Source organism: Panacagrimonas perspica (genome assembly GCF_004364935.1).
Lineage (GTDB): Bacteria > Pseudomonadota > Gammaproteobacteria > Nevskiales > Nevskiaceae > Panacagrimonas > Panacagrimonas perspica.
On sequence record NZ_SOBT01000008.1, the window covers coordinates 2,188,078 to 2,200,549 of the forward strand.

Genomic DNA, 12,472 nt, shown 5'->3' on the forward strand with positions numbered 1-12,472 from the left:
CCCCTTTCGGTGCCGATGCCCGCGCTGTCGAAGCCGCCGCTGCTGGGACTCGCCGGCGTGTTCCTCGCCGCCATCATGGCGGGCCTGAACAGCCGCGTCGGCGCGCTCGCGCTGGCCGATGTGCGCGGCGCATTGGGATTCGGTTTCGACGACGCGTCCTGGCTCAACACGGCCTACAACGCCGGCGAACTGGTGGCGATGCCGTTCGCGACCTGGTTCGCCATCACGCTGTCGGTGCGCCGCTTCGAGCTCTGGATGATCGTCACCTGCGCGCTGCTCGCGCTGATCCTTCCGTTCGTCCGTGATCTGCATCTGCTGATGGGCTTGCGCTTCACGCAAGGCGTCGCCAGCGGCACGCTGATCCCGGTGCTGATGATGGCCGCGCTGAAGTTCCTGCCGCCGCCGATCCGCCTGTACGGCCTGCCGCTCTACGCGATGACCGCGACGCTCGCGCCGAATCTGTCGATCTGGCTCGCCGGATACTGGACCGACGGCGTGCACGACTGGCGCTGGGTGTACTGGCAGGTCGTGCCCCTCGCGCTGATGGCGGCCGTGCTGGTGGCCCGGGGCATGCCGCAGGAATCCATCCAGCGCGCGCGCTTCGGACAGGCCAACTGGTTCGGCATGGCCTGCGGCGCAACGGCGCTGGTGCTGATTGCCATCGCGCTCGACCAGGGCGTGCGGCTGGACTGGCTGGCTTCGCCGCTGATCGCATCGTCGCTATCGATCGGTGCGGCCCTGCTCGCGGTGTACCTGATCAGCGAGTGGTATCACCCGGCGCCGTTCATCAAGTTGCAGATCCTGGGCCGTCGCAACCTCGCGGTGGGCTGCACGCTGTTCGTCTGCCTGCTGGTCGTGCTGACGTCCAGCTCGCTGCTGCCGATCAGTCATCTCGGCGCGCTGCAGGCGTATCGGCCGCTGCAGATGGCGTCGATCGGAATGATCGTGGCACTGCCGCAACTCGTGCTCGGATTCGCGGTGTCGCTGCTGCTGTACCAGAAGTGGATCGACGCGCGACTCGTGCTCTGCGCCGGGCTGTGCCTGATCGCGCTGGCCTGCCTGTCCGGCGCGCAGCTCACGTCCGACTGGAACGGCGAGCAGTTCGTCGCCGCGCAGATCCTGCAGGCCTTCGGACAGCCGATGGCCATCGTGTCGATGCTGTTCCTGATCACCAGCGTCGTGCAGCCCACCGAAGGTCCTTTCGTGGCCGGCACCATCAATGGGCTGCGTGCGTTGGGCGCACTGGCCGGCGCCGCGCTGGTGACGCAGTTCATGACGGTGCGCGGTCGCTTCCACGCCGACCTGCTGCTCGACCACGCCGCGACGGTGGATCAGGCCCTGCCGAATCTGCTCGCCCCATCCGAGCTGGCCCGCGTCATCGGCCAGCAGGCGCTGGTGCTGTCGATCGCCGATGCCTACCGCGTGCTCGCGGTTCTGGCGCTGCTGCTGATTCCGCTGGTGCTGCGCTTCACGTACATCGCTCCGCCCCTGCAGCGCGCTGCCGCTGCCCGTCCTTCTGCTCAACCCTCTGCTGGATGAACCCGTCATGGCCTTGCCAATGAAAGCCAAGCTTCTCAGTGCCGCGCTGCTCGCGACCGCGATCGCAACCGCGATGCATCTCAACGCTTCCGAATCCGACGCATCGAGCCAGTCCACCGACGACGCCTACATCCAGGCCGATTTCACGACAGTGGCCTCGCAGGTGTCCGGAAGAGTCCTCGAGGTCCTGATCGAGGACAACCAGCCGGTGAAGAAAGGGCAGCTGCTCGCCACGATCGACGATCGCGATTTCGTCGTGGTCGTGAACGCCGCGAAGGCCCAGGTCGCCAGCGCACGCGCCGGCATCCTGAGCCTGGAGGCACACAAGGTTCAGCAGGACACGTCGATCCGCCAGGCGCGCGCAGCGGTCGTCGCCGACGAGGCTTCGCTGAAGCTGGCGCAGATGAATGCCGTGCGCTACCAGAACCTGGCCACTGACGGATCCGGCACCGTGCAGGCGCTGCAGCAGGCGCAAGCCCAGCTGAGCGTGCAGTCGGCAGGCCTGGAAAAGAATCGCGCCGGCCTGCAGATCTCGCGCCAGCAGCAGGACGTGCTCAGCGCCGATGTGGAGAAGGCCAAGGCCGCGCTCGAACTCGCTGAAGCCGCGCTCGCCGCGGCGGAGCTGAAACTTTCCTACACCCGTATCACGGCGCCCATCGACGGCATGGTGGGACAGCGCTCCATTCGCGTCGGCGCGTTCATCGATGCCGGCAAGTCCCTGCTCGCGATCATTCCGCTGGAGGCCGTCTACGTGGAGGCCAATTTCCGCGAGACGCAGCTCGCACACGTCCGCTCGGGGCAATCGGTGGAGATCGACGTGGACGCGCTGCCGGGCAGCACGCTCAAGGGCACGGTGGAAAGTCTCGGTCCGGCCAGCGGCGTCAGCTACTCGGCCGTCGCGCCCCACAATGCCACCGGCAACTTCACGAAGATCGTGCAACGTCTTCCGGTGCGTATCCGCATCGATCCCGATCAGGCGGCGCGCGAGCATCTGCGGGTGGGCATGTCGGTGACGCCGACGATCCGGATCGGGAAGTGATGCCGAGGGCGTGCAGCGACAGGACACCTCGTGTCTGGCAAAGCGCCTTCGAGGACTGGAGAATGCGGCGATTCGATCCGAGGTAACGAAACATGACACCGAAGAAGGGGAAGGCCCCCGATCTCGCCCGCCTCGACCGCGTCGTCGCGGATGCCGTGCGTGCCGCCGACCAGCGCAACCTCGGTTATCGCGAACAGGCGATGAAGATGTACCCGTGGATCTGTGGCCGCTGCAGCCGCGAGTTCAACAACGCCAACCGCCACGAGCTGACGGTCCATCACCGCAACCACGACCACGATTTCAATCCGCCGGACGGCAGCAACTGGGAGCTGCTGTGCCTCTACTGCCACGACAACGAGCACTCGCGGTATCTGGATGCGCGCGGTGGCGCCTCGGCGGCGCCGGACGCTGCAGCGGCTGCGACCGGCAATCCGTTCGCGGATCTCAAGGCGATGCTGAAGAAGAACTGACGGGCGCGACCGCGTCGCGATAGCGGGCGAACCCTCTTCGTCCGCCGCCCCGGCCTTCGCTAGAGTCCGGGAAGGCCCAGGGCCTGCCGCCACGAGGAGATCGCCATGTTCAAGCTGATTGCGCTGTGGAGTGCGCCGAAGGATCGCGCCGCGTTCGAGGACGCCTACCTGGGCACGCATGCGCCGCTGGCGCGCAAGGTGCCGGGTCTCGCCGGGCTCGACACCATCCTGATCGGCGAAGGACTCGAAGGCAGTGCGCCGCCGTTTCATCGCACTGCGGTGATGATCTGGCCGGACAAGGCCTCGTTCGAACGCTGCGAGCAGTCGCCGGAGTGGGCCGCGCTGCGCGCCGATGCCGGCCAGATGATCGAGCGCTACGGCGTCACGCTGACCTCGTTCATGGGCCACGACGGCTGAGCGCGGCATGGCCATCCTCGTCACCGGCGGCACCAAGGGCATCGGGCTCGCCATCGCGCGCCGCTTCGCCAAGCCGGGCGTCGATGTCTTCCTGAACTATCGCGCCGACGAAGCCGCAGCGCAGCGCGCGCGTGGCCAGATCGATGCGCTGGGCGCGCGCTGCCACGTCATCCGCGGGGATGTCGGCACGCCGGCTGGTGCCCATGCGCTGCTCGATCAGGTCAAGGCGAAGACCGACCGCCTCGACCAGCTCGTCCACTGCGCGGTGAAGGTGTTGCCGGGCCCGCTGCTGGGGATCGATCCGGTGGCGTTCACCGAGGCGATCAATCTCAATGGAACGGCGCTGGTGTACCTGGCGCAGGCGGCGCGGCCGCTGCTCCAGCGCGGCAGCACCGTGTTCTTTCTCTCGAGCCGCGGCAGCCGCGTGCCTCTGGCCAACTACGCGGCCGTCGGCGCCGGCAAATCGCTGGCGGAGAGTCTGGTGCGTTACCTCGCGCTGGAACTCGCACCGCTGGGCGTGCGCGCCAACTGCGTCGCGCCGGGCGCGGTCGACACCGAAGCGCTGCGCCAGGTGTACGGCGACAGGACCGACGAGATCCTGAGCCAGTCCGCTGCCGCCAACCCGAGCGGGCGCAACGTCACCGACGAGGACTACTGCAGCCTGATCGAATATCTCGCCAGCCCTGGCGCGGCGATGATCCAGGGACAGGTGGTGTTCGTCACCGGTGGCTCATACCTGGCGGCCTGAGCCCGCCCTCCCCCGAACTGGACGGATATCGACGCCGTGGGGCGACGGTCCGGACGTCCGATCCGCGACTGCGAGGACTAGCTTTTCGCCCTGCCCCCACGAACTCCGCTCCCGGGAATTCGGGCGCCACGAACTTTCGACGGGGCGCATCCGAACCAGCGCCGGCACGAGCGCGTCAACGCCGAGTGTTCGGAGAGTCCCAGCATGTTCGCCAGATGAGGCAGCGACATTCGGGTTTCCTCGAGATATCGCCGCGCCAGATCCTTGCGCATGCCGTCGCGCAGCTGATCAAACGTCGTCCCTTCCGCCTCGAGCCGGCGCTGAAGAGTCCTCGGATGCACATTCAGCAGGCGGGCAATATTGGGGCGGCTGTCGGCCGGCGTTCCCAGAGCGTGTCTGAGCGCCTGTTGAACCCGGGAAGCGAACGTCGTCTCCGGGGTATCGAACGCGAGCGCCAGATAGTCGATTGCGATCTTGCGCAACGCCACGTTGACCGAACCCAGCGCCGTCGACAGCGTCGTGCGAGCGACGTGAAGCGCCGCGTGTGCTTCTTCGGGCATGACCCGAGCTCCAAAGAAGCGCTCGTAGGTGCGGTCCGAGCCCAGTGTCCACGGGACGGTGACCGCCCGAAGGACATAGGCCTTGCCGGCCAGCAGGCCGAGCATGTGATGAAGATCGGCCAGGCTCAGGTCCAGCGTCTGGCGATGAGCCGCGCGGGGAAGGCGTATCTCCACGCGCAGTTCCGCGCAGCCTTGAACGATCGAACTCTCTTCGCTATTGGTCAGGACCAGTCCCGGACTTTGCACGAACAAATAGCGTGATGCGTAGTTGAGCGCGTCGCCCACCGAAGCGGCGTTCTGCATGGCGATCGCAACCGGCCCGAGAACGCTGATGTCCTGTTTGAGCGCCAGCCGCAGACCGAAGTCGGGCCGCCGGGTCATCGCCGCACTCGCTTCGAGCAGCGCGGCGAGAGACTGCAGCGGAATCAACGCATCCTCGTCCTGAAGCGAAGCCGCCCGAATCCGGTATCGACGCAGCAGAGCCCCCGGATCGGCTCCGAGCTGCCGCATCAATGCTTCATAACCCCGAAGACTGCTGGTCCGGACCGTCGGCGACATCATGTCTCCAACTGTCCAGAGATTGTCTCCTTGGGTCAAGCCCAGTGCATGCGATGCGCTCACGCTGCGGCCTTCTGGATTCCTGACCGTAGCGGAGGAGATGCGAATGAACGACACGCCGTCGGAAGAAGTGGCCCTCGTCGACGCGGTGGTCGTCGGCGCCGGCTTCGCCGGTCTGTACATGCTGCATCGCTTGCGGCAACAGGGTCTGACGGCAACGGTCCTGGAACGCGGCAGCGGTGTTGGCGGCACCTGGTTCTGGAACCGCTATCCGGGCGCGCGCTGTGACGTCGAGAGCCTCGAATATTCCTACAAGTTCGATGAGGCCCTGCAATCCGAATGGGCGTGGAGCGAGCGATACGCCACGCAGCCCGAGATCCTTCGCTACATCGAGCACGTCGTCGAGCGTTTCGATCTGCGGCGCAATATCCGATTCGACAGCAACGTCATCTCGGCCGACTATTCGGCGCGCTCGAGACGCTGGAACATCACGATCGAAGGCGGCAAGCGCTACGAGGCGCGCTACTTCATCGCCGCGACGGGATGCCTTTCCCAACCGAACGAGCCGAAGTACCCCGGACAGGAAAGCTTCGGCGGCGACATCCACTACACGAGCCGCTGGCCGCAGCAGGGAGTGGATTTCACGGGCAAGCGGGTTGCCGTGATCGGGACCGGCTCGTCCGGCATCCAGTCCATCCCCCTGATCGCGGCACAAGCCGCGCACCTGACGGTGTTCCAGCGCACGCCGAATTTCTCCGTCCCGGCGTGCAACCGACCGCTGCAGCCCGATGAGGTCGCCAAGACGAAGATCGAGTACGGCCGCTTTCGCGAGCACAACCTCGAACAGCCTTTCGCCTTCAATCTGTTCGTCAACCCCCGAAATCTCGCGGACGCATCCCCGGCGGAGCGCGAGCGCGAGTTCGAGCGCCGCTGGTCCGCGTTCGGCGGTCTTCAGTTTCTCGGTGCGTTCCAGGATGTGTTCACCGATCCGACCGCCAACCGGGCCGCGCAGGAATTCATACGCGGCAAGATCCGCTCGATCGTCCAGGATCCGCGCAAGGCAGAACTTCTGATGCCCTCCGATCATGCGGTGGGCTGCAAGCGGCTGTGCAGCGACTCGGGCTATTTCGAAACATACAACCGCCCGAACGTCGATCTCGTCGACATTCGTGCCGAGCCGATCGAGTCGTTCGTCCAGAACGGCGTACGCGTGGCCGGCCGTGTCGTCGAGGTCGATGCCATCGTCTACGCCACGGGGTTCGATGCCATGACCGGAGCGCTCTCCCGCATCCGGATCCAGGGACGGGAGGGTCGCCGTCTGACCGACGAATGGGCGCAGGGCGCGCAGACCTATCTCGGCCTGATGTCGGCCGGTTTTCCGAACTTCTTCATGGTGACGGGCCCCGGCAGTCCATCGGTACTGACCAATATGGTCATGGCCATCGAAGATCACGTCGACTGGATCTCGAACTGCATTGCCTTCCTCGACGCCGAGGGCATCCACACGATCGAGACGCCGGGCGAGCGCCAGAACGAGTGGATGCGCGACGTCTCGGCGATCGCCGAGGCCACCCAGTTCAGCGGCTGCAACAGCTGGTATTACGGCTCGAACATTCCGGGCAAGCCGCGAGTGTTCACGATCTACGTCGGGTTCGCGGACTACCGCAAGAAGATCGGGCAGATCGCTGCCCGGCAGTACGACAGCTTCACGCTGGAGCGCGAGACCGCGGTCGCCTGATGCCGCTGTCCATTACAAGAACGTCCGAGGAGAACTGACATGAATCCCGAAACCGAGAAGAAATTGGCCGAGCTGAGTTCGTACAGCGCGCAGAATCTGCAGTGGGCTCGTCTCGAGGGTGGCGACGCGTTCGACTACCCCATCGACTATTGGGTCGCCGTCATGGGCACCGACGTCGCCAAGGGCAGCGCCGACTTCCTCGTGCGCTGGGAACCGGACCGCTACTGCCACTTCCACAAGCACATGGGCAAGACCACGGTGGTCGTGCTCGAAGGCGAGCATCACGTCGTGGAAGAGAGCGACACCGAGACCGTCCACAAGACCCGGAAGCCGGGTCATGTGACGAAGAATCCCGCGGGTGACCTGCACATGGAATACGGAGGCCCCGCAGGATCGCTGCTGTTCTTCAGCATGCAGGCCGACGATGGCGTGCTCTTCGAGTTCCTCGATCGCGCAGGCGGGCTTCTGCGCCTCGTGACCGTCAATGACCTGGCAACGGCAAATATCTAGCAGCGCTAGCGTTTTGCCGGAGAGGTGAGCCCCTTGCTCTGGTGCCACTGCGCCAGCGACAACTTGGGATAGTTCTTGAAGCGCGGATCATCGGGGCGGCCCTCGATCCGGACCCATGGCGCCTTCGAGCCGACCAGGCAATGCACGTTGTCGGGGGGTGCCGGGAGCGCCGTGTCGACCGCGCCCGCGTGGGGATGCACGAGCTCAGGCCAGGTCGGATCCCAGACCCAGAGTGCACTGCCGCAGAACGTGCAGAAATGGCGCCGCGCCTTGCTCAGATGCGTGCCGGCGCCATTCTCGTTGGGAAGTCGGGCGCGGTAGATCTTCAGGAACCGTTTGCCGGTCACCTTCAAGGTTCCGGCGTCGGCACCGAGATTGATCGCATAACCCCCGGCGCCTGCGGTCTTGCGGCAGATCGAGCAGTAGCACCGCATGAACGGAACGGGCTCGGCCGACTCGACCGAAAAACGGACCTTGCCGCAATGGCACGAACCTTTCAGATGCACGGCAATCTCCTTGAGTGTTCCATCGGTCCTGCTTCGCCAGCGCGGCCTCGTCAGATCCGCTTCAGCGCTCCGTCGAGATCAGAGCGCAAGTCATCGACGTCTTCAATGCCGACCGACAGCCGCACGAGGCTGGACGTGATGCCGTTCTGCAGGCGCTCCGGCTCCGGCACGCCCGAGTGGGACATGGACGCCGGATGCCCGACCAGACTCTCCACGCCGCCGAGGGACTCGGCGAGTTGGAACAGCTCGAACCCTTCGAGGAAGCGCCGGGTTCCTGCGAGGTCGGTCTCCAGTTCGATCGCGACCATGCCTCCGTATCCGCTCGCCATCTGCCTGCGGGCCAGCGCATGCTGGGGGTGGGACGCCAGCCCCGGGTAATGCACGGTCCTGATCTTCGGGTGCCGTTCGAGCCACGCCGCCAATTCCTGCGCGTTCTGACAGTGCCGCTGCATCCGCAGCGCGAGCGTCTTGACGCCGCGCAGCGCCAGATAGGCATCGAAGGGACCCGCGATGGCGCCGACCGCCGTCTGCAGCACGCGAACGCGATCCGACAGCGCGGCGTTTTCACCCGCGATCACCACGCCGCCCACCATGTCGGAGTGGCCGTTGAGGTACTTGGTGGACGAGTGCGTGACCAGGTCGAATCCGAGTTCGAGGGGTCGCTGGAGAATCGGCGTCGCGAAGGTGTTGTCGGCCAGCGTCAGGATGCCGCGCGGTCTGGCGACGGCGACGATCGCCGACAGATCGCATAGACGCAGCATCGGATTGCTGGGCGTCTCCACCCAGATCAATCGGGTTTCGGGTCGGATCGCCGCCTCGAGTTCCGACGTATCGCGCAGGTCGACGTAGCTGAAATCCAGGCCCGCGCTGCGCTTGCGCACGTCGGTGAACAGCCGGTAGCTGCCCGCGTAGAGATCCTTCGGGGCGATGACGTGACTGCCGGAATCGAGCAGCTCGAGCACCGTGGCGATGGCCGCCATTCCGGACGCGAAGGCCCAGGCATGACGGCCCGATTCCAGCGCGCAGATCGATCGCTCCCACGCAAACCGCGTCGGATTGTGAGCGCGTGAATAGGAGAACCCCGAATGCACGCCGGGCGACTGCTGAACGTAGGTCGTCGCCTGCGAAATCGGCGGCACCACCGCACCGGTCGCGGGATCCGGTGATTGACCCCCATGAATGCATCGGGTGGACAGCGCAAGCTTGGAAGAGTCCATCGCAGACCGATGACCGTGGAAGCGCGGGACTCCGGATCATACCTTCGAGGCAGGCGCCCGAATCGCCGGCGCCGGACATTCGCGGGGCGAGCCGATCCCGCAGGACGAGACTACGAAACGATCTCCACGCGGTCCGGATAGAACGCCAGGTGTTCCTTGATCGGTGCCACCGCCTCGTAAGGATTCTCGTACGTCCAGATGGCGTTTGCCCCCCGCTCGCCGAGGGCCGGAATGCCGTAGTAGTTCGCATCCCCCTTGAACGGACAGTACGTCGTGTGCTCGCTGCGCTCGAGGCTCTCCATCCTGACGTCGGCGCGCGGGATGTAGAGCACCGGCGGGTATTTCGCTTCGCGCAACTCGAGCGCATTCTCGGTCTGCGCAATCAGCTTTCCGTCGACTTTCACCGTCACCCGCCGGCCTGCGAGCTCGATGTCGATGGGATGTTCCGGCGAGGGTTTCAGGATCCGCCTGCTTGTCATGTCGATCTCCGGGCTGCGGCGCTGCGCGCGTCGTTCGATCCGACGGCGTTTGGGCCGAATCCCATCTTAGAAGAGTGCATGCAGCCGCAACGCTCGCGACACGTGCCCATCGACCTACAGGTAGCGCGCGCTGGGCGCGCTTGTTGCTGAACCGCCGTGCCGGAGCAGGGTGCCTCAGGCCGCGCGAAGGGAGCGGACGAGGCCCGGACGGCCCTGAGGACACGCACTCCTGTCACCCCGCGGTGAAAGAAACGATCATTCACACTCGGAACGCCGACGAACGCGTCGTTGGCCCTGCCCGTTTTCCTGAAATTCGCCTGCCGACGATCCACACGCAGCGACCGCCGTTCGCCACGTTTCGTCCAGTGACCTTTGACCCGGGGACCCGCATGCCCTCCTCCGCCTTCAGATCGTATTCGAAGAAAGCCCCTCGCCCCGAGGTCCTCAACGGGGCTCTGGCCGAGGCACCGTGTACCAGTGGTGGAGCGCACGTCGATGCCTGCGATGCACCGCTGCTGGTCCGCTTCCTGGCGGTGCGGGCACGCACGGTGCAGCTCATCGCGCATCTGAGCGACGAGGACATGGTGGTCCAGTCCATGCCCGATGCCAGCCCCACCAAATGGCATCTGGCCCATACGACCTGGTTCTTCGAGCGATTCATCCTGCGCGAGCGCAGCCCCGGCTACGAGCCGTTCGACGACCGCTTCGACTTTCTCTTCAACTCCTACTACGAGGCCGTCGGTGCGCGGCATCCGCGACCGATGCGCGGACTGCTCACGCGCCCGACGCTCAAGCAGATCCTCGAATACCGGCGCCACGTCGACACGCAGATGCGCTGCCTGCTGGGCCAGCCGCTGGAACCGGAAGTGGACGCACGGGTGCAACTGGGACTGGCGCACGAAGAACAGCATCAGGAACTCCTGGTGATGGACGCGATGCACCTGTTCGCGCAATCGGCGCTGAAATCCGTGTTCGATCCCGAGTGGCCGCTGGCCGCGAGCGGGCGCGCGGCCGGGTTCCGCTGCAGCGGGGGCGGATGGGCGCGCATCGGCGCGAGCGCCACGCATTTCGCGTTCGACAACGAAGGCCCTCAACACCGCGTCTGGCTCGCGCCGTTCGCCATCGCGGATCGACTGGTGACCAACGGCGAATGGCTGTCGTTCATGTCGGCCGGTGGTTACCAGGACGCCCGGTTCTGGCTCTCGGATGGCTGGGAGCAACGCTGCGCCGAGGACTGGCAGTCACCGTTCTACTGGGAACGTCACGGCGATCGCTGGTTCCAGATGACGCCGGCGAGCCTGCAGCCCATCGACCCGGCCGCGCCCGTGCTGCACGTCAGCTATTTCGAGGCGGACGCCTATGCCCGATGGGCCGGCGCCCGTCTGCCCACCGAGTTCGAATGGGAACACGCAGTACGCACCGTCCAGGGACTCGAGCAGGTGTACGACACCGCCTGGCAATGGACCTCGTCTTCCTACGCGCCGTATCCGCGGTTCCGCGCGGCCGCGGGCGCCGTCGGCGAGTACAACGGCAAGTTCATGAGCGGGCAGATGGTGCTCAGAGGCGCCTGCATCGCGACGCCGCCCGGCCATGCCCGTGCGTCGTATCGCAACTTCTACCGCGCAGGACAGCGCTGGATGTTCTCCGGCGTCAGGCTCGCCCAGGATGTCGATCAGTCGTCGGACGCACCCGACCCCGATCCCGAATTCATGTCCGACGTGCTCGCAGGACTGACGCGGCAGCCCAAGGTCCTTTCGCCGAAGTACTTCTACGACGACCGCGGCTCCGATCTGTTCGAGGCGATCTGCGAGACGCCCGAGTACTACCCGACGCGCACCGAGATCGGGATGCTGCGACGCATCGCGCCGGAAGTCGCATCGCTGCTGGCCGATGACACGATGCTGCTCGAGCTGGGAAGTGGTGCCAGCATCAAGACGCGGATGCTGCTCGATGCCTCGCCCAAGCTCAGCGTGTATGTGCCCGTCGACATCAGTCCCGATGCGCTGCATGCCGCCAGCGAGCGCCTGCGCATGGACTACCCGTCGCTGACCATCCTTCCGCAGGTCGCGGACTTCACGCGGCCCCTCGAAATGCCGGCGTCCCTCAAGGGCCAGCCGGTGCTCGTCTTCTTCCCCGGCTCGACGATCGGAAACTTCGAACACGACCAGGCCCTCGCCCTGCTGCGCGGGCTGCGACGAGGCCTGGGTGCGGGTGACCGGCTGCTGATCGGCGCCGACCAGGTGAAGGACCCCGCCACCCTGCACGCGGCCTACGACGACGCGGCGGGCATCACGGCGGCGTTCAATCGCAATCTTCTGCAGCGGATCAACCGCGAGCTCGACGGCGATTTCAATCCGCTGTCCTTCCGGCACGAGGCGCGCTGGAACCCGAGGTTCGCGCGCATCGAGATGCACCTGGTGAGTACACGGGCGCAGATCGTCTCCGTCGCCGGTCGTGCGTTCTCCTTCGAAGAGGGCGAATCGATCCACACGGAGAACTCGCACAAGTTCACGCGCGAATCTTTCACCGGCCTGGCGGCCGAGGCCGGGTGGGTGCTCGAACGCGAATGGATCTCCGGCGCTCCCAGCTTCGGCGTCTTCCTGTTCCGGGCGCGCTGACCGCACGCGCGCGGGATCTTCTCCGGCACCCTGGCGCACAGGTCACGACGCCGTGTCTTCCTCACACGACGGA

The 12,472-nt window shown here is 65.9% G+C and carries 12 protein-coding genes; 8 read left to right on the forward strand and 4 right to left on the reverse strand.

Annotated features, from left to right (window positions below):
• The first annotated feature begins 15 nt into the window (after positions 1-15).
• The 5 genes from DFR24_RS09890 to DFR24_RS09910 all read left to right on the forward strand — a co-directional run bounded on the left by DFR24_RS09890 (position 16) and on the right by DFR24_RS09910 (position 4,213).
• Positions 16-1,539 (forward strand): MFS transporter, encoded by a 1,524-nt coding sequence (locus DFR24_RS09890; RefSeq protein ID WP_133881554.1) that lies wholly within the window; start codon positions 16-18, stop codon positions 1,537-1,539.
• Positions 1,540-1,546: 7 nt separating this feature from the next.
• Positions 1,547-2,578 (forward strand): HlyD family secretion protein, encoded by a 1,032-nt coding sequence (locus tag DFR24_RS09895; RefSeq protein WP_133881094.1) that lies wholly within the window; start codon positions 1,547-1,549, stop codon positions 2,576-2,578.
• A 92-nt stretch (positions 2,579-2,670) separates the two neighbouring features.
• Positions 2,671-3,048 (forward strand): YajD family HNH nuclease, encoded by a 378-nt coding sequence (locus tag DFR24_RS09900; RefSeq protein WP_133881095.1) that lies wholly within the window; start codon positions 2,671-2,673, stop codon positions 3,046-3,048.
• 105 nt (positions 3,049-3,153) lie between these two features.
• Positions 3,154-3,465 carry an EthD family reductase gene (locus tag DFR24_RS09905; RefSeq protein WP_133881096.1) on the forward strand — a complete coding sequence of 104 codons (312 nt, stop codon included), beginning with the start codon at positions 3,154-3,156 and terminating at the stop codon, positions 3,463-3,465.
• Between the two features lie 7 nt (positions 3,466-3,472).
• On the forward strand, positions 3,473-4,213 hold the full coding sequence (locus DFR24_RS09910) for an SDR family oxidoreductase (RefSeq protein WP_133881097.1): 741 nt from the start codon (positions 3,473-3,475) through the stop codon (positions 4,211-4,213).
• 77 nt (positions 4,214-4,290) lie between these two features.
• On the opposite strand, the gene DFR24_RS09915 is transcribed toward DFR24_RS09910, so the two are convergent.
• The gene (locus DFR24_RS09915) at positions 4,291-5,334 is read right to left on the reverse strand and encodes an AraC family transcriptional regulator (protein ID WP_211346594.1); all 1,044 of its coding nucleotides are present in this window, start codon (positions 5,332-5,334) and stop codon (positions 4,291-4,293) included.
• 103 nt (positions 5,335-5,437) lie between these two features.
• Here DFR24_RS09915 and DFR24_RS09920 point away from each other — a divergent pair, with 103 nt between their 5' ends.
• Positions 5,438-7,069, forward strand: a complete 1,632-nt coding sequence (locus DFR24_RS09920; RefSeq protein WP_133881098.1) for a flavin-containing monooxygenase — start codon at positions 5,438-5,440, stop codon at positions 7,067-7,069.
• A gap of 39 nt (positions 7,070-7,108) precedes the next feature.
• Positions 7,109-7,579, forward strand: coding sequence for a hypothetical protein (locus DFR24_RS09925; protein ID WP_133881099.1), 471 nt, complete (start codon positions 7,109-7,111; stop codon positions 7,577-7,579).
• Positions 7,580-7,584: 5 nt separating this feature from the next.
• On the opposite strand, the gene DFR24_RS09930 is transcribed toward DFR24_RS09925, so the two are convergent.
• The 3 genes from DFR24_RS09930 to DFR24_RS09940 all read right to left on the reverse strand — a co-directional run bounded on the left by DFR24_RS09930 (position 7,585) and on the right by DFR24_RS09940 (position 9,781).
• Positions 7,585-8,085 carry a GFA family protein gene (locus tag DFR24_RS09930; protein ID WP_133881100.1) on the reverse strand — a complete coding sequence of 167 codons (501 nt, stop codon included), beginning with the start codon at positions 8,083-8,085 and terminating at the stop codon, positions 7,585-7,587.
• A gap of 50 nt (positions 8,086-8,135) precedes the next feature.
• On the reverse strand, positions 8,136-9,302 hold the full coding sequence (locus DFR24_RS09935; RefSeq protein WP_133881101.1) for a trans-sulfuration enzyme family protein: 1,167 nt from the start codon (positions 9,300-9,302) through the stop codon (positions 8,136-8,138).
• 110 nt (positions 9,303-9,412) lie between these two features.
• Entirely contained in the window at positions 9,413-9,781 is a 369-nt protein-coding gene (locus DFR24_RS09940) for a DUF427 domain-containing protein (RefSeq protein WP_133881102.1), read from the reverse strand.
• 389 nt (positions 9,782-10,170) lie between these two features.
• Here DFR24_RS09940 and egtB point away from each other — a divergent pair, with 389 nt between their 5' ends.
• Complete coding sequence (egtB, locus tag DFR24_RS09945; RefSeq protein ID WP_133881103.1) at positions 10,171-12,399, forward strand: ergothioneine biosynthesis protein EgtB; 2,229 nt, start codon at positions 10,171-10,173, stop codon at positions 12,397-12,399.
• Positions 12,400-12,472 lie beyond the last annotated feature (73 nt).